General features: G+C 41.7%; 17 protein-coding genes. 11 read left to right on the plus strand and 6 right to left on the minus strand.

Going from position 1 to position 16,832, the window contains the following annotated elements; all coding sequences use genetic code 11:
• Position 1: 1 nt before the first annotated feature.
• Together IGI66_RS02765 and IGI66_RS02770 are read right to left on the minus strand one after the other, a co-directional pair.
• Positions 2–214 carry a tautomerase family protein gene (locus tag IGI66_RS02765; RefSeq protein WP_010781793.1) on the minus strand — a complete coding sequence of 71 codons (213 nt, stop codon included), beginning with the start codon at positions 212–214 and terminating at the stop codon, positions 2–4.
• A 47-nt stretch (positions 215–261) separates the two neighbouring features.
• Entirely contained in the window at positions 262–1,248 is a 987-nt protein-coding gene (locus IGI66_RS02770) for an ornithine cyclodeaminase family protein (RefSeq protein WP_438847450.1), read from the minus strand.
• A gap of 269 nt (positions 1,249–1,517) precedes the next feature.
• Between IGI66_RS02770 and IGI66_RS02775 the strand changes: the two genes are divergently transcribed.
• The 3 genes from IGI66_RS02775 (at position 1,518) to IGI66_RS02785 (ending at position 3,940) form a co-directional block, all read left to right on the plus strand.
• Complete coding sequence (locus IGI66_RS02775) at positions 1,518–2,444, plus strand: FAD:protein FMN transferase (RefSeq protein WP_438847452.1); 927 nt, start codon at positions 1,518–1,520, stop codon at positions 2,442–2,444.
• A 382-nt stretch (positions 2,445–2,826) separates the two neighbouring features.
• Positions 2,827–3,315: a rhodanese-like domain-containing protein gene (locus tag IGI66_RS02780; RefSeq protein ID WP_438847454.1), complete on the plus strand. Its 489-nt coding sequence runs from the start codon at positions 2,827–2,829 to the stop codon at positions 3,313–3,315.
• Between the two features lie 136 nt (positions 3,316–3,451).
• Positions 3,452–3,940: a hypothetical protein gene (locus tag IGI66_RS02785; protein WP_010781789.1), complete on the plus strand. Its 489-nt coding sequence runs from the start codon at positions 3,452–3,454 to the stop codon at positions 3,938–3,940.
• Positions 3,941–4,073: 133 nt separating this feature from the next.
• Here the strand turns inward: IGI66_RS02785 and IGI66_RS02790 are convergent, their stop codons facing one another.
• The gene (locus IGI66_RS02790; RefSeq protein ID WP_438847456.1) at positions 4,074–4,208 is read right to left on the minus strand and encodes a hypothetical protein; all 135 of its coding nucleotides are present in this window, start codon (positions 4,206–4,208) and stop codon (positions 4,074–4,076) included.
• Positions 4,209–4,721: 513 nt separating this feature from the next.
• Between IGI66_RS02790 and IGI66_RS02795 the strand changes: the two genes are divergently transcribed.
• The 5 genes from IGI66_RS02795 (at position 4,722) to IGI66_RS02815 (ending at position 10,047) form a co-directional block, all read left to right on the plus strand.
• Positions 4,722–6,554 carry a hypothetical protein gene (locus tag IGI66_RS02795; protein WP_438847458.1) on the plus strand — a complete coding sequence of 611 codons (1,833 nt, stop codon included), beginning with the start codon at positions 4,722–4,724 and terminating at the stop codon, positions 6,552–6,554.
• Positions 6,555–6,983: 429 nt separating this feature from the next.
• The gene (locus tag IGI66_RS02800) at positions 6,984–7,751 is read left to right on the plus strand and encodes a helix-turn-helix domain-containing protein (RefSeq protein WP_438847460.1); all 768 of its coding nucleotides are present in this window, start codon (positions 6,984–6,986) and stop codon (positions 7,749–7,751) included.
• A gap of 167 nt (positions 7,752–7,918) precedes the next feature.
• Positions 7,919–8,509 carry a DUF3885 domain-containing protein gene (locus IGI66_RS02805; protein ID WP_086306194.1) on the plus strand — a complete coding sequence of 197 codons (591 nt, stop codon included), beginning with the start codon at positions 7,919–7,921 and terminating at the stop codon, positions 8,507–8,509.
• A gap of 319 nt (positions 8,510–8,828) precedes the next feature.
• Positions 8,829–9,743, plus strand: a complete 915-nt coding sequence (locus tag IGI66_RS02810; protein WP_438847462.1) for an Rpn family recombination-promoting nuclease/putative transposase — start codon at positions 8,829–8,831, stop codon at positions 9,741–9,743.
• A gap of 43 nt (positions 9,744–9,786) precedes the next feature.
• Positions 9,787–10,047, plus strand: coding sequence for a hypothetical protein (locus IGI66_RS02815; protein WP_438847464.1), 261 nt, complete (start codon positions 9,787–9,789; stop codon positions 10,045–10,047).
• Positions 10,048–10,420: 373 nt separating this feature from the next.
• On the opposite strand, the gene IGI66_RS02820 is transcribed toward IGI66_RS02815, so the two are convergent.
• A complete protein-coding gene (locus IGI66_RS02820; protein WP_086306197.1) occupies positions 10,421–11,359 on the minus strand; it encodes a LysR family transcriptional regulator in 939 nt (312 codons plus the stop codon).
• 241 nt (positions 11,360–11,600) lie between these two features.
• Between IGI66_RS02820 and IGI66_RS02825 the strand changes: the two genes are divergently transcribed.
• On the plus strand, positions 11,601–12,227 hold the full coding sequence (locus tag IGI66_RS02825) for an NADPH-dependent FMN reductase (RefSeq protein ID WP_438847466.1): 627 nt from the start codon (positions 11,601–11,603) through the stop codon (positions 12,225–12,227).
• Positions 12,224–14,656 (plus strand): flavocytochrome c, encoded by a 2,433-nt coding sequence (locus tag IGI66_RS02830; RefSeq protein ID WP_438847468.1) that lies wholly within the window; start codon positions 12,224–12,226, stop codon positions 14,654–14,656. Before IGI66_RS02825 ends, IGI66_RS02830 begins: the two co-directional genes overlap by 4 nt.
• A gap of 325 nt (positions 14,657–14,981) precedes the next feature.
• Here IGI66_RS02830 and IGI66_RS02835 read toward each other — a convergent pair whose 3' ends face one another.
• On the minus strand, positions 14,982–15,914 hold the full coding sequence (locus IGI66_RS02835; protein WP_438847470.1) for a helix-turn-helix transcriptional regulator: 933 nt from the start codon (positions 15,912–15,914) through the stop codon (positions 14,982–14,984).
• A gap of 113 nt (positions 15,915–16,027) precedes the next feature.
• Between IGI66_RS02835 and IGI66_RS02840 the strand changes: the two genes are divergently transcribed.
• Entirely contained in the window at positions 16,028–16,663 is a 636-nt protein-coding gene (locus tag IGI66_RS02840) for a DJ-1/PfpI family protein (RefSeq protein WP_438847472.1), read from the plus strand.
• A 52-nt stretch (positions 16,664–16,715) separates the two neighbouring features.
• On the opposite strand, the gene IGI66_RS02845 is transcribed toward IGI66_RS02840, so the two are convergent.
• Entirely contained in the window at positions 16,716–16,808 is a 93-nt protein-coding gene (locus IGI66_RS02845; protein WP_114525190.1) for a type I toxin-antitoxin system Fst family toxin, read from the minus strand.
• Between the last annotated feature and the right edge of the window lie 24 nt (positions 16,809–16,832).

Below are 16,832 nucleotides of genomic sequence, written 5' to 3' on the forward strand. Positions count from 1 at the left end.
CTTAGAAATCTGCGTCGATATAAGTCTCTTCACCGGCGATCTCGTCAACGATCACGTCTTTCCACTTTTCAGCGTCGATCTCTTTAAATGAAACGGAGACGACATTGGGTTCACAGCCCAGTTCTTGAACGACAAAATCCTGCAATTTTTCAGCGAATGCCTGTTTTACTTCTTTTGAACGACCTGGATACAATTTGACTGATACGTGTGGCATAAGTAAGTCCTCCTATTTTCTATTTATTACGAGAAGCAGATGAAAAACTAGTTCCATTCGGTGCCAACAGCTGCTTCACGCGCTTTCTCATAAATTTTTTGTGCGGTAACGAGATCCTGTGCCCCGATGCCGACTGTTTTGAAGACGATGATCTCTTCGTCATTTTCACGACCGACGAGGTTCCCAAGCAAGACGTCGCCAATGTCTCCTGTGAAATCCTCTTTAGTGATCGTCCCATCCTCCAACGGGATCAAAATGTCCCCAGCTTCAGAAAGAACGGCTTCCTCAGAATCAAAATAAAGCTTGCTGGCCCGTGTCAAAATCACCGGGTCCATTTCCTGCATATGCGGCTGATAAGAACCGACACAACTGACCGTCGCTCCAGCCTTGACCTTGCTGCCGTCGAAAACAGGAGAGGCAGCAGGTGTGACCGTGATGATTAAATCCGCATCCTGGATCGCGTCATCCGAAGAAGCTGCCGGGTGGATCTCGGCTCCATACTGTTTTAGTGCGGCATTCATTTTTTCAGCGAACGCTTTTGTCCGCTCAGGATTTTGATCGAATACAGCGACCGTGTCCAAGTTCCGCGCGCAAACCATCGCCTCCAGCTGCGTTTCAGCCTGTCCGCCAGTACCTATCAGTGCACCTTTTTTGGCGTCTTTTCTGCCTAAGACATCGAAGGCAACACCAGACGCAGCTCCAGTACGGAACTGTGTGACTGTCACACCATCCAGCAGGGCATTGATATAGCCTGTTTTTCCATCGACTAACAATACTTGGGCAGGCGCAGAGGAGAGCTCTTTTTCAATATTGTCAGGGAAGATGTTGATGATCTTGACCGCCGCCGCATCTAGATCCGGCGCGTAAGAAGGCATAAACAGAAAGGTCCCGTTTTGCTTTTCCGAAACGATCTGGGTCCGCAACGGCACATCCGTTTTGCCTTCACTGAATAATCGAAAGGCCGTTTTGTCCGCTTCGATGGCCTCCGCCATGGTAAACACTTGTTTGATATTTTCACGCGATAAAAGTAACATAAAAAACCTCCTTCACTTTACTTACAAGTAAAAGTATAAGCGATTCCATTGGCGGTGTCACTGGGAGAATCAGACTTCCTTAGCGTTCTATGGAAGAAAAAAAGCAGGATACCCTTTATTCTTATACTTGTTTTGAAAAACGGGTCGCGTCATCCACGATTTTGCGAAAGAATCTATGTAAAGAACAATCAGAATGTGGTAGAATTTTTTATCAACACTTGAAAAAGCTTCCTACGTCTTCAAAGGTACTTATAGAAAGGAACACAACGATGAAGGAGAAAGTTTTACACTTGATGGGGACCGTGATCATTCTCTCCATCCAGCATCCGAATGCCGATGAGCTGTTGAACGCTGCGCAAGGGCGCTTGCGTGATTTTGAACACCGCTTCAGCGCGAATTCAAAGGATTCAGATCTGGCACGCATCAGCCAGCAAGCGGGCATTGCACCGGTCAAAGTGGATGAGGACCTGTTCGAGTTGATCGCGATAGGAAAGGAACAAAGCCTGATCCCCGGCAGCGCCTTGAATATTGCCATCGGCCCTCTGATCCAAGCGTGGCGCGTTGGCTTTTCTGATGCAAGATACCCCTCTCCCCAAACGATCCAAGAGATACTTCCTTTAGTCGATCCAGCAGCGATCGAATTGAATGCTGCGGATCACACGGTATATTTGGCACATCCAGGAATGGCATTGGACCTCGGCGCTTTAGCGAAAGGCTATTTTGCCGATAAGATCATTGCCGATTTTAAAGAAGCGGGCGCCGAATCTGCATTTATCGACCTCGGCGGAAACGTTTTGACCTTTGGCCCCGCCCCTCAGCGAGCAGAAGGCGCTTGGCATGTGGGCATCCAAAATCCCTTTCTGAAGCGAGGAAACTATGCCATGGTTGTGAAGTCTCGAGACGAATCCATTGTGACTTCAGGAATTTATGAACGAACCTTTGAATGGGAAGGACAAACGTATCATCATATTTTTGACTGGCAAACCGGCTATCCCATCCAGACAGACCTAGCCAGTCTGACGATCGTATCTAAGAAATCCGTTGATGGTGAAATCTGGACGACGCGTCTCTTTGGAAAAACAGCAGAGGAAGCACTGAAGGAAATAAACCGAACAGCAGGGATCGAAGGCATCGTCATTACGAAAAATAAGGAGATGGCCTTCAGCGAGGGATTGAAGCCGCGCATTTCCTATTAAAGAGACAGACATTTGGAGAAATCCAGATGTCTTTTTTTATAATTAATGTAATTTTATTCAAAAACATTAGTTGTTATTAAAGTTTTTGAATCAGCAAACTATTTATTGATTTGTTATTGAAAAGCGCATTCTCTTTCTATATAATTTGTTTGAAGATAGCCCTTACAAAGTGGCGCAGGAGGTGGAAAAATGCCAAAACGATCATGACTATGAGGCGCTGCTTTACTTAGAGTGTCTAAGCGCGTTTCCCAAGCATTCTTTCCCTCAACCAGATATTCTCTAATGATCCGTAAAACAGGTTCTTTTGTACGGTTCACTTTTTGATGGAAAGAAGCAAGAATGTACCAGACAAAAAAATGAAAATGAAAGAAGGATCTAAGAAATGAAAAAGCGAGTAAGTGGGTTCGTAGTGATTGCTTTAGCGGTGTTTGCGATGGTATTGACAGGGTGCTCAACCAACGAAGGAAAAGAAAAGAAAGCCGATCGAGCAGAAGCAGATATCGAGTGGCAAATGATCAAGCCGGAAAAGATGAAGGAAGTCCTTGAGACGGATGACGCGACGGATTATCAAATTATCGATATCCAACCAGAAGCAGATTATGAGAAGGGACATTTGCCAAATTCTATCAGCGTCCCAGCCTACCCAGTGGACACGGAAGACCTGGAAAAATTGGTCGTGGATAGTGCCGACGAGTTCAAAGATGGGGACGCCCCAATCTATGTCGTGTGCCCTGGCGGCGGCGGGGGTGCCAAACGCACGATCTCACTCTTGATCGATGAAGGAATCGACGCGTCCCGCTTATATATCGTAGAAAACGGAGCCAAAAAATGGCCCTATAAAGACGACAGCAAACTATGGGTAACAGAGTAACCATTAGAAATCAGAGAACCCTCTCGGTGAAGAGGGTTCTTTTTTGTGTGAGAGGTGGTTGTTCGGAAGGTCTTTCAATAGTATGATGAAAGAATTACGAAACGAGAACATGAATGAAAAAGAAAGAAGGAAAGCTATGACAGTAGGAATATATTTGGCTAGTTACCACAAGCTGGCGATCACACCGAAAACGAATGCCTCCGCATCGCTCTCTTTTAATGAGCTTTGCAGATTACAGGACGACGCAGCGATCCTACAGGACATGGAAACCAATCTAGGTATTAAAGTAAACGAGATAGATCCCAACGAAAAGATGTTTATGCTTCTGCAAGATGATGAAGAGACGTTCTCTATCCAAAGGGATCGAGAAAAAGGCACGATCGATAGGTATACCGACAAGCCGTTTATCTATTATATTACTATCTACGACTGGGATCGCGTGTATACGCCCTTGACCGAGTACTTACAAACACTGGATGTCCCTTTTGAATTATGGAGAATATGGGAAGGAAAAGCAGAGCTAGGTGATCTAGAACGAATAACAGTGAAGAAAGTAAATAAACAAACAGTAAAAAAAGTGATCGGCGCTAATGAGTATTTGAATCCGATCGTTGGATGTTTCTAACAACGTGTCTTTGGCAAAATACGCCCACCTCTGATTTGTCAGAAGGTGGGCGTATTTTTTGATGTATAAGAAACGGCCGATTGCTGGTCAGGACAGGAATCAAGCGCCTAAAACGAGTGAAGGGAGTGGGCAGCTACTTTTTTTTCATAGCTTTTGAAAAGGAAAAAATCACCAGAACGATCCCTAGTGTGATCAAAAAACTAAAGAGTATAAAAATGATGATCCCCAATTTTGATAGTGAATCGAATAACGTTAATAATTGCTGCATGGTTGGTCACTCCTCGGTTCTATTTTATGATAACGCGTAAATAAGAAGACAACATCCAATCACAAAAAATGATTTCCACAAGCTCTTGAGGAAAGTAGATAATTAACGTTTGTCTCTGTTAAGTAAAATTTTATCACAATATAATAATTAATAAAATTTAAACCGCGTGATTTACGTATTTTTTAGTTATTAAAGTTATATGTAGTGTTGACAAAAAACTATATAAATTATAAAATTACGATTAGATATTAAAACATTGTATTGATTATTAAATGATAAATTTTGATCTTGAAAATTAGTTAAATAGAAAAATAAAACACGAAAAAAAGTGTTCCCCGATGGCGAAAAAAGACCTAATTTTATGTTATTAAACGAGCCCTGTAAATTCCTACACGGTTTTTCGTGTGACAGGGTTTATTTTGGGTTACACGTTATTATTTTTTGTTGGTAGCGAGTAATAACGTGAAGGGTCGTACCGGGCTTTTTGAATGTTGGAGAAAAGGTGGGAAGTTTGTGTTAGTAAAAATGGAAGTACCTCAGAGAAGTAAGTGCACCGCACAGTCGTTGGCAAGTTCTTATTTTTCAGAATACTGTGTAGTGAACAAAATGAATGAAGAAACGGGAAGTGATTTTTTCTGTGTCTTGCCAGCGAATGAGACGAGGGCGGGCAATGGCTTTTACCTTCATTTCAGTGAAGGAGAGAATTTGGAAGAAGAGGAAGACGCCTTGTCTTTCCAAGTGACGACCGCGGCGGTACGGCATTGGCTGCAAAAAAGAAGGCTGACGTATTTTATACACGCCGATGTGGAAAAGCAAGAACTCTATTGGGTCGATCCCTTTCCGCAAATTTTTGAAAAAGTCAGAGAATTATCTAGCGCGCAGGAAACAGTCGTTCTCAAGGTTCCTAAAAGCAATGTATTCTCAAAAGAAGAGGAAAAGCTGCCGGATGCTTTTTTAGAAAGCATCGACACCTTTGACGGGCATCTCTTCAATGGGACGCTGAAGCGAATCTCTGAAGACATCGAGACTTTTTCCGAGCTGACGTCTTTTTCTGAAAAACCCCTTGTGGAAGAAACCAATCAAACAATGAGCATCAAATACAAGAATATCTCTCTTACGGCCATCTATCCTGATCCTCAAGATGCCTTTTTCCAAGGAAGCTGCACGATCCAACTGACACGCCTCAAGAAAAAAGGCGAAGCGGATATCACCTTGGGGCATCGCGAGTTATTGGACCTCTTCTATTTTGGCAAAGGGACCGATGTGCATTTGGGCATGCGGAAGTATGTCCGCCTTTATTTAGAGGAGCTGGATCACTATTTTGTTGATTTTGGCAATAGCGTCACGTACCTGTACGAGGAAGAAGTAGAAGAATTAAGTGTGGTGATCGACTTTTTCATCAAGCGATACGTCGCGAAGATCACCAGCTACCTCAATGATCTGAAATCCTTTGGCTTTGAGCCTTATCAAGGCAGCCATCGGAAATTCATGCTGATGACGCTGACTTCTGATCTGTGGGAAAAAATTCGGACACACGCGAAGGACCATCCCACCTCAAAAGGCAGCTACGAGGAAGGGTATATGTATATTCCCTTTGAAGACAAGAACCAGATTGGGATCGAAGACGAAGCCGGCTTAGAGCTCTTCAATGTGTACGGGTATTACAAACAGGACAAAAACGACCCGGAAAAAATGGTCGTGGAGGTCGTTTGGGAATCCCTCGACAGCTCCGCTGACCAGCAGTTAGACAGCGCCTATAGCGTCGCGGACACCTATTCCTTCTTCATGAATGACCTGCTGCCGCGCTTTTTCGTCAGCGAAGAGACCGTTCCGAAAAAGGGACTCTTCCGAACCAAACAAGTCAAAGTCCAAAGAAACCAGACAAAAGAAGAAATCGAGCGCGAACTCGTTCTCTCTAGTTACCGACTCAGTCATTACCCAGACGGCAACGCCGAACTAGCAGACACTTTCCAGGCACTGTCTGAATACATGATCGAAAAAGAATTCTATACGATCAATTACAAATCCTTCGAGAAACTGCTGGAGCAATTCGACACGCTCCTCCGCCCAGAATTATCCATCGGCGGGGACAATGCCAAGGCCTGGTACCTAGAAAATAAAGGCGAGGCCTTAGATAACGTCGCGCAATTGAAGGAAGAACAAGAAAATCAAACCTTCAGCGAAGGCTATTTCCTAGCTGAACTCTTCCTGAAACTCCAAACCATCGTCCTGCGCTACCAAGAATCCTTCGATGGCAAACGCATCCGCGAGAGCGAACTGCTGCACGACTTCAGCGAGCTGATCAACGAGTACAATGAAGACCGGTTGATTCGGTTGTTGGATTAATCGTGGAGTCAAAAAAATGCTAAATGAATTAAATGGAATAACGAACGAAAATCATTTATTGTGATTCTACATTATGTTAAATAATAATGATTAATATAATTAATGTTCTTTTTTAAAATGAAGTGACAAGACAGTGTTGTATATATATAATATGAAAGCACCTTTACAAATGTGGAAAGGTGCTTTCATATGTACTATTTAAATAATGAAAAGAAAATGCTTCTTTAGATTATACATAAACGTTACTTAGTCTTATTAGTTAAGAGAATTTTTTCTTCAGGAGGAAGGCTGCGGCATGGGGGATCAATGAATGACAGTTTTTACCCCAAAACCCCTCTACACCGCCTTTGCACGTTTTAGGTGCAGGACTTTTTTTGTAAACTTGCTATACTTAAAGCATGAAGAACGGAAAAGGTAGGCGAAGAACACATGGACATCTCAGCTCTCTTAAAAAAATACCGAATCAAAAACGAGTTGACCCAAGAACAGCTCGCAGAAAAAATATATGTGTCGCACCAAACGATCTCCAAATGGGAAACGGGGATCAATGTACCTAGTATTGATAATCTGTTGTTGTTGAGTGACCTCTGCAATATCTCGTTAGATGAATTGATTCGTGGAAGCTCATATTTTCGAAAACCATTTATATTCGGGAGGATGTTCTCACTGTCCCTTTTTCTCAAGGTCAGCGTGATTTGGCTGCTGCTCTGTACCGTGCTGTCAGGATTTTTGTACCAAGTGCCATGGCTGTTTTGGTCGTTCTTTCTTTTAGGTGAACTCAATATCATGGGGATCGTGATCGAAGACTACTGGGTCATCACGAACAAGGGAATCCTTCTGTGCAGCTATCCCGAGACCTATCTCAAGAAAATGGGAAAACTGCTGCGTATTCTCGCGAAAAAGGATACGAACGAGGCGCTTATTCCCTACAAAGAAATCCAAAGCATGGCGTTGATCTATGCAAAAAAATTCAGGATGAGTCCCATGGATACCCATCCCGACGCCTTTTACATCAAGCTGATCGATACAGCAGGAGATACAAAGAGGCTCGCCATCCCAGCAAGATTCACCCAATTTTTGCCGCAAGTCGTTTCCTATGTTGGAAAACGAAACGTCACTGTCTATGATGAGAACCACTTGATCCCAGCTATCGTAGACGAGCAAAATCTCTATGATTATATGAACGGCAAGAAATAGCAACGGGATAGTAGGAACAAAAAGTCCTAAATGGTCAGTTAAAGGAAGAGATTGACCAACGTAATTAATTGCGTCATCATTGTGGTAGAAATAAGAGTGGAAAACTTATTCTTATTTTTTTTGTTTTCTATCATACAATTATTTAAAATGATCAAAGGAGTACCTTCTTGAATAAAAAGATAAGAAAGATTTATTTAAACTATCACCATACGTATCCGTTAAAAGAAAACATTCGCTTAGAATTAGCTCATGGTACGCATTCAACTCAGTTTGAGAATATCGAAAATGCAAAACATAGAGCAATGACATTATTTAATGATGTTTTTAAGGACTCTGAAACGGTTCAAATTATTTTATTTGTTTCCCAATATTCTAAAAAAACTAGAATTGCCAGTTTTTTACAAAAAAATAAATTCAGAGTAATTGATAGCTTTACGACTGACTCTTGGAAAGATTATTGTATTGGTACTACAACTGTATTAGTTATCGAAACAAAAAAAGAGAATTTAAGAATAGCCAAATTAATTGATGGTCTTTGTTATCAAGATTTTTATGATCATGGAAAACTTAGAATAAAAACCCCGTTAGTTTTCTATAATTTTCAAGATAATTTACTTCTTAATATCTATGATGATAGAGGCTGTGATATATGGTCAGATAATCTCGTTAGGCAAAAAGAAATCTATCAAAAATATAATTCTTGGATACTAGAATATGATCGAAAAAAGATTTCTAGTTATTATGATTCAATCCTTTAAACGAAAATACACTCTTGATTAAAGGATTGATCTGCGGTTAATGCGTAGAAAAATTCCCTGTATAAATAAGTGGATCAATGAATGAGCTAAAGGACGGAGAAAATAATACGGAAATAAGGAAGGCAGCAAGTCGATACGGGCTTGCTGTTTTTTCTATCAAAAAATAGAGAAAGAAAACGCGGGCACGTCGGCTTATAAAAGTAAAAATGAAATCTTCTGCGTATTTTAAGATAGATGACATTCGTTCCTCCATGCTATAATGAAGGCGATAAAAGCCTTTCATTATAGACACTACACAATTTGAAAGGCTGTGAAAGTTATGTTGCCATTCCAACTAAGACCTACCCACGATCTGTTGTTTAAGAAGCTACTGACATCCGAAGACTCCACCTACATCCTAAGAAACTTTGTCAAAGATTTGCTTGGGATAGAATTCAAGACCCTGACCCCCAAAAAAACGTACCACATCGACAGCTACAAAGAATCCTTTGAAAAAATGACTATCAAATTGACCGAAGTAGATATCCTAGCCGTTGACGAAGAAGGCAGTCACTATACGATCGAATGCCAAATACAACCGCACCATTACTTTCAGGAACGCGCCATTTTTTATTTGACGGAAGCGTATCGCTCCTCCTTTGGCAATCAGGAAATCGAGGCGTTTATTAAAGACAATAATTTTTCCGCCCTACGACCAGCATACGGCATCAATATTGTGGATTTTCACGTATTTGATAAAGAACAAGAGGCGTTGCAAATTTTTCGATTGCTAAACGAAAAAACGTATCAGCCGTTTCTCGGATTCAAGGGCAAAGAACCCTTGATCCTAAGCTTTCTAAGTTTAAAAAATAAACATCTTGAGAAAAATCACCCAGCATACCATTGGCAATATTTCTTAAAAACAGGAGAGGTCCGACAAGAAGCCCCCAGCTATATCAAAGAAGCAAAAGAAAAAATTGATTATTACCAACTCGATGAGGAGGAAAAAACGATGATCATGAGAGTTAATAAAGCAGAAGAAAGCTTCAATGCCAAGCTATCAACGAGGCTGATCGAAGCAGAAGAAAAGGGCGAGAAAAAAGGTCAGAAAAAAGAGCGCTTGAAATGGGAACAAGAGGCTCGTGAGAACGTAGTGAGAATGTTGAAAGACCAGATGCCGATCGAAAAAATATCCGAGTACAGTTCCTTGAGTTTGGAAGCTATTAAAAAAATAAAGGAGACACATATGGATTAATGGTAAGAACTGTTCGAGCATCCTCGATGAGGAAGAAAAGGCGATGATCATGGAAATTAATAAAGCAGAGGAAAGCTTCAAAGCCAAACTATCAACGAGGCTGATAGAGGCAGAAGAAAAAGGTTACTGGAAAGGTTACAGAGAAGTTCAGCAAGAAGTGCGCTTGAAATGGGAGCGAGTAGCTCGGGAGAATACGTTGAAAATGTTGAAAGACCAGATACCAGTCGAAAAAATAGTGGAATACAGTCTTTTGGATTTAGAAGCTATTAAAAAACTAAAGGACACGCATATAGATCAATGCTAAGAACTGTCCAAGCATAAAAAATGCAAGCCCATCCTACAATTCGCCAGCAGTATGCGGATTGCGGGATGGGTTATTTCTGTTGTCTTTTAGCGTAAAAATCGCTTATATCTATCCAGTATTTTTCCGTGAGTTTTATGTACTATAAGAATACAGATTTCAGTACCTAAAAAGTTTTATTCTTCTTCGATTGCAATAGAGAATAAAAAACTCCCCTACCCAACTATCATAGACGAGCTACTCTCTAGGTCTAAGGGATGGCAGGACGTTTAGCACTGTGACAAGCGGAAAAGAAAGAAACCGACCTTAGTAGGATCGGTTTCTTTTTTTCACTTCGAAGACCGTTCATACGTTCCAAAAAGAGCGGTTTGAGTGGTTAAGTTTTGTGAACATGACGCTCCATTTCTTTAAGAAAAGCCTCAATGAAGTCTTTCTCCGCTGGTATCAACGTTTTATTGGCTGGATGTGCAATAAAGTAGTCCAAGGACAAGATGTCTAAAGAAAGAGGATAAATATTGAACGCGGATTGGTTTGTAGAAGGAACAGTCACACTTTCGGGAGCAAAAGTGACACCCATATTCTGTTTTGCTAATTCTACAACAGTAAAGATGTTGTTGCTTTCCAATGCTATTTTTGAATGAATTGCGTGTTTTTGTATCAGGTAATCGATTTGTCTTCGTATGGCCGACCCTCGGGAAGTCAAAACCAGTGTTTCTTTCAGCAGCGCTTTAATGGGAATGGTCTCTGGGGAGACAAACAATCGGCCTTTTTGAAAAAGGTCAGATGATTCAGGAATGATAGCATAGTACCCATGTTTACCGCTGACATGAACGGTTAAATTTGGAGAGATTGTTTCAGGATTTTGCCCAATCAATACATCGAGCTCTTCCTTCAATAATTTTTCTTCATTTTCTTCGGGGATTGCTTCATGCAATTCTATTTTTACTTCGGGATGCTTTTCCATGTAGTTTGACAGAAATAACGGCAATACATAGGTACCTAGACTGGATAGAATGCCTACTCGAAGTATCGAAGAGTCTGGTGAGGAATACTTCGCGATTTTTTTCCGAAAAAGATCCTGCTCAGTTTCTAAAGAATTTAAGTATTGATAATACACTTTTCCAGCCTCGGTTAGCTGTAGAGGCGTAATGTGTCTATTGATGATTTCAATTTCAAGCTCTTGTTCGACCTTTTTGATTGTCTGAGTGAGATAGGGCTGAGAGATATACAAATCTTTTGCGGCTTTCGTATAATTTCCATGCTTCAATAACATGTCGATGTATTGCAGCATGTTTAGGGAATCTATCTGAACCATCCTACGTCCTCCCAAAATTCTTTTCCTCAGTATAACAAATTACTTATAACCTGATAATAAAATATATATTTCACAATTACTATTTTCTGATTTACACTAAGCTATGTAGTAATAAAGCCATAATTTTCTCGTTTGTTAAAGTTAATTTGTTTATTTTTTACTTTTTTAAATGGATTATGACGGCTGGATCTATTTTTTTATAAATAAATGTTCGTAATTTCACAATAAGGGAGCTTTTTTTATGAAACTAATTGGTATTGTCGGGACAAACTCAGACCGATCAACGAATCGGAAGCTAATACAATATATGAAAGAACATTTTTCGGACCAAGTAGAGATCGAGGTTTGCGAGATTAAAGATTTTCCAGCATTTGATGAGCCGGAGGACAAAACATCCCCTTCAATCATCAATCTTCTTTCAGAGAAAATCGACCAAGCAGATGGGGTAATTATCAGTACGCCTGAATACGATCATTCGATTCCAGCAGCGCTTAAAAGTATGCTCGAATGGTTGTCCTATACCACACGTTCGCTGATGGACAAACCTGTGATGATTGTGGGTGCATCCCATGGATCATTAGGTTCCTCGAGAGCGCAAGCACATTTGAGACAAATTCTGAATGCTCCTGAACTAAAAGCACGGGTGATGTCTGGAACAGAATTTTTATTAGGTCAATCTTTGCAAGCCTTCGATGAAGATGGTCAGCTCATCTATCCAGAAAAAGTGAAGGAGCTAGAAGAGTCAATGGATGATTTTTTGTTATTCGTAGATATTACCAATCAGTTAATGGCGTCAAATCCGTATAAAACGAAGAAAGACCAAAAAGTCATTTGGGAACAAGCAGTGGAAGGGGTGGATAAAAAATGAAATTCGTGGGAATCGTAGGGACAAATGCAAAAGAATCATACAACCGTAAACTATTAAAATTCATGAAAAAACATTTTAGTGACAAGGCTGAAATTGACATTCTAGAACTAGATAAGGTTCCGCTGTTTAATGAGTCGAAGGATCAATCAGAAAGCCCAATTATCCAGTTGTTTAATACAAAAATTTTAGAGGCGGATGGCGTAATCATTGCCACACCTGAACACAATCACTCGATTCCGTCTTCGTTAAAAAGCATTCTGGAGTGGTTATCGTTCAACCTGCATCCATTTGATGGAAAACCAGTGATGATCGTCGGTGCCTCTTATGATGTGCAAGGGTCATCAAGAGCTCAATTGCATTTACGTCAGATCTTAGATGCGCCTGGGGTGAATGCATCAGTGATGCCTGGGTACGAATTCTTATTGGGATGTGCTCATCAAGCGTTTGATAAAGAAGGAAACCTCAAACAAGAGCGAACCATTGATTTCTTAGAAAGCTGTTTTTTACGGTTTATGAGATTTACAAAAGTTGCCAATCTACTGAATGTTCCCGAAGAAGTTGTCTTCGAGCCGGGGGCATATACAGTCGCTGCCGTAGGTCATAATGGGGATCTTCCGATGGTAGTTTCACTATCGAATAACCGAATTGAAGCGATTGATATCGATACTTCAGGTGAGTCTGAAGGGATTGCGGATGTCGTATTTACAAGGATTCCTTCACAGATCATTGAAGGTCAAACGTTGAATGTAGATGTTCTTTCAGGGGCGTCTGTAACAAGTAACGGGGTCATTGATGGTGTTGCCAAAGCAGTGAAGGCAGCGGGTGCCAATCCAGATATTTTGAGAAAAAGAGCAAAAGCACCAAGTGCGACAGATACAAAAGACAGGGACTACGAAACGGATGTTGTCGTTGTTGGCGCAGGGGGTGCTGGGCTAGCCGCGGCAGCAAGTATTTTGCAAGAAGGAAAAAAGGTTATCGTGGTGGAGAAATTTCCATCTGTGGGAGGAAATACGGTACGGACAGGCGGACCAATGAACGCGGCCGATCCTGAATGGCAAAGTACCTTTGAAGCTATTTCTGGCGAAAGTCACACGTTAAAGGAAATCGCAGCGATCAAGGAAGAAACGATCGATCCTGAATATCTGGAGGATTTCCGTGCATTGAAGCATCAAATCACGCTCTATTTAGAAGAAACGACGAAGAAGACGGGCTATCTCTTTGACTCGACACTTCTTCATCGGATGCAAACCTATTTAGGTGGGAAACGAACAGATAAACTTGGAAACGGTATTTATGGGCAATATGATTTGGTAAAAATATTGACAGATAAAGCCTTAGAATCCGTAGAATGGCTAGAAGACATTGGTGTTGAGTTTGATAAAGAAGAGGTGACCATGCCTGTTGGCGCCTTGTGGCGAAGAGGACATAAACCACTAAAAAGCGAAGGGTTTGCATTCGTTTCCGCATTACAAAAGTTCGTTGAATCCAATCAAGGAACGATCCTTACTGACACGGCAGTAAAAGAGCTTATTATTGAAAAGGGTCACGTGACAGGCATTATTGGAACTGGACTGAACGGGCAACAGACGACTATTCATGCCAAGGCCGTCATCCTTGCTTCAGGAGGTTTTGGTGCAAATACAAAAATGCTCAAGAAGTATAATACCTATTGGACACAGATCGACGATGACATTAAGACATCGAACTCACCAGCGATCACCGGCGACGGCATTCTATTAGGACAAAGTGCTGGAGCAGAACTCGTTGGAATGGGCTTCTCTCAAATGATGCCAGTCTCCGATCCTGAGACCGGCGCATTATTCAGTGGCCTGCAAGTACCGCCACAAAACTTTATCATGGTGAATCAAGAAGGAAAACGCTTCGTTAATGAATACGGGAGCCGAGATGCTTTGACACAGGCAGCGATCGACAACGGAGGTCTGTTCTACTTGATCGCAGATGAAGTGATCAAAGGAACAGCCTACAATACAACGCAAGAAAAAATTGACAAGCAAGTCGCTGAAGGAACATTATTTAAGGCAGATACGCTTGAAGGTTTAGCAGAACAGCTAGGGATAGATGCAGTCGCTTTTAGAGAAACGATCGAAAAATACAATCACTATGTAGAGGTTGGCCACGATCCCGAATTTGGAAAAGACGTGTTCGATTCCAAAGTCGAAGTAGCGCCATTCTATGCTACACCGAGAAAACCAGCTGTGCACCACACCATGGGAGGTCTGAAAATCGATACGGGCACACATGTATTAAATGAACAAGGACAAATCATCCCTGGATTATACGCAGCAGGTGAAGTCGCAGGAGGGATTCATGCAGGAAATCGTCTCGGTGGGAACTCTTTGACAGACATTTTTACATTTGGAAGAATTGCAGGGAAAACAGCTTTACAAGATACTCTAGTAAATGAATGATAAGTGAAATAAAAGTAAAAAGCCAGCCGCTAGCGTTCGCGTAAGTAGCTGACTTTTTTAGTTCTATCTTATAAATTTGTAAAGCGGATGGGAACTTATCGACCACCACTTCCTTCTTATACACGTGTTTTCAGTCTCAGATGGGATCAAATGCGATTATGGTGTCGATTCTCTTTGTTCATTGTTGAGTCATGATCTGAAATCAATGAAGCTAAGCATTGCCCTTTATTTTTCAAACAGTTCAGTATATGCAGTATGAGGGCATCTTTTTATAAATGTTTCTTTCAGCTTCTTTTCTTTCTTCCTCAAAAATCCCGTTTTCTTTTCACCCCTCATACAACTTCGCAACGCGCGCTATTTTCTGTTTTAATTCCTGCCGAACATGGGGAGGCTCGAGGCATTCACACGTTTCCCCGAAGCTTAAAAGCATCGTGTAGTAATAATCGTTTTCGATAAAGGGAAACTGGACGATGAAATGCTCTTCTCCATCGGACGAGCAGTCGTCATATTCGCAAAAATCAAGGATTCGTTCCATCAGTGATTGATGGACACGCAAGGTGATCGTCGTTTGTATTTCTTTCAAATGATCCGAAAAGTCCAACACTGCTGGTTGATGTTCCCGTGGTTGAAACGTAGATTCTTTCAGCTTCAAATTGGACATCCTAGATAATTTGAACAGCCGAAAATCTTCGCGGACGCAGCAATACCCGTGAAAATACCAGTGGGTTCCTTTTAAGAGGATTTGATAGGGTTCGACGTGGCGCTCGGTGACTGTTCCGTTGCGGTTTGTATAGTCAAACGAAAGCTGCCTTCTTTCTAGTATAGCCAATTTCAGAGATTCCAGGTAGGGTTGCAAGTTCCTATAGCCGATCCATTGACTCAAATCGATCCGTATTTGATCTGCTTTAAAGTCTATCTCCTGCACTTTATCGTTTGGGATCAGGCTTCTCATTTTTATGACGGCATTTACTAATTCCTCGTTTTCGACAAGCGTCGTTAAGCTGGAGAGTCCGGTCAAAATGGTCGTGATCTCGTTGGATGAAAAAACATGTTTATCCAGTTTGTAGTTTTTCATGATCTCGATCCCACCATTTACACCGGGTGTTGAAACAACGGGAATCCCAGCCAGATTGATCGCGTCTATATCACGATAAATCGTCCGCTTCGACACCTCGAACATCGCCGCGAGCTCTTGAGCACTCACGCGTTCCTTCTCGAGAAGAATCATGATGATACTGACTAACCTGCTGATTTTCATTTCGATCCCTCCACTGAACTTCTTTTTTGATTGTTGACGCATAGGTGTCAACAATAGGTACGTATAATACTAATAGAACAAGCAACTTATGACAATCAAATGGAGGAAAAATAATGAAGACAATTTATCTTTATGTACTTGATACGTTAGCAGACTGGGAGATCGGGCACCTCACTTCGGAAGTACAGTCCAAACGCTTTTTCAAAAAAGACGCAGAAAAGGTAGCGATAAAAACAGTCAGTCACTCTAAAGCACCCATCCATACAATGGGAGGAATCACGATCGTTCCCGATGCGATCGTCAGCGACATCGTTGCCGCAAAAGAAAACCTGCTGCTCCTGCCTGGGGCAGATACATGGGATGACCCTCGCCACGACGGCATTCTCGACAAAGCAAAAGAATTTCTTTCACTAGGCGGAACCGTAGGCGCGATTTGCGGTGCGACAGCAGCACTTGCGAACAAAGGCATGCTGGATTCAACTCCTCATACAAGCAATGGCCCGGGCTTTCTTGAAATGGTCAGTCCAGAATATAAAGGTCAAGAGTTCTATGTAGATCGATCCTCCGTTTCAGTCAACAATCTGATTACCGCAGGATCAACGAATAGCCTGTCCTGGACAAAGGATATTATCGAAAGTCTGGACGTCTTCCAGCCAGATACATTAGAAGCCTGGTATCAGTATTTTGATACAGGAGACGCGAACCATTTCTATGAGCTGATGAATACTTTACCAGCAGCGATGGATTAAGAAAGCAACGTGGGCAGAAATTTTTCTGCCCACGTTTTTATCCTTCCAGTCGTCACGGATCGTGCTCTTGCAACCAGTGATTGACAAGGGCAATGACCAATCCCACGAAGAGCGGTGCTAAGATGTAGCGGATCAGCTCCTTCAAAGGCCTCACCTCCTTCCGCTAGTG

Source organism: Enterococcus sp. AZ048 (assembly GCF_051715125.1).
Classification (GTDB): domain Bacteria; phylum Bacillota; class Bacilli; order Lactobacillales; family Enterococcaceae; genus Enterococcus_A; species Enterococcus_A gilvus.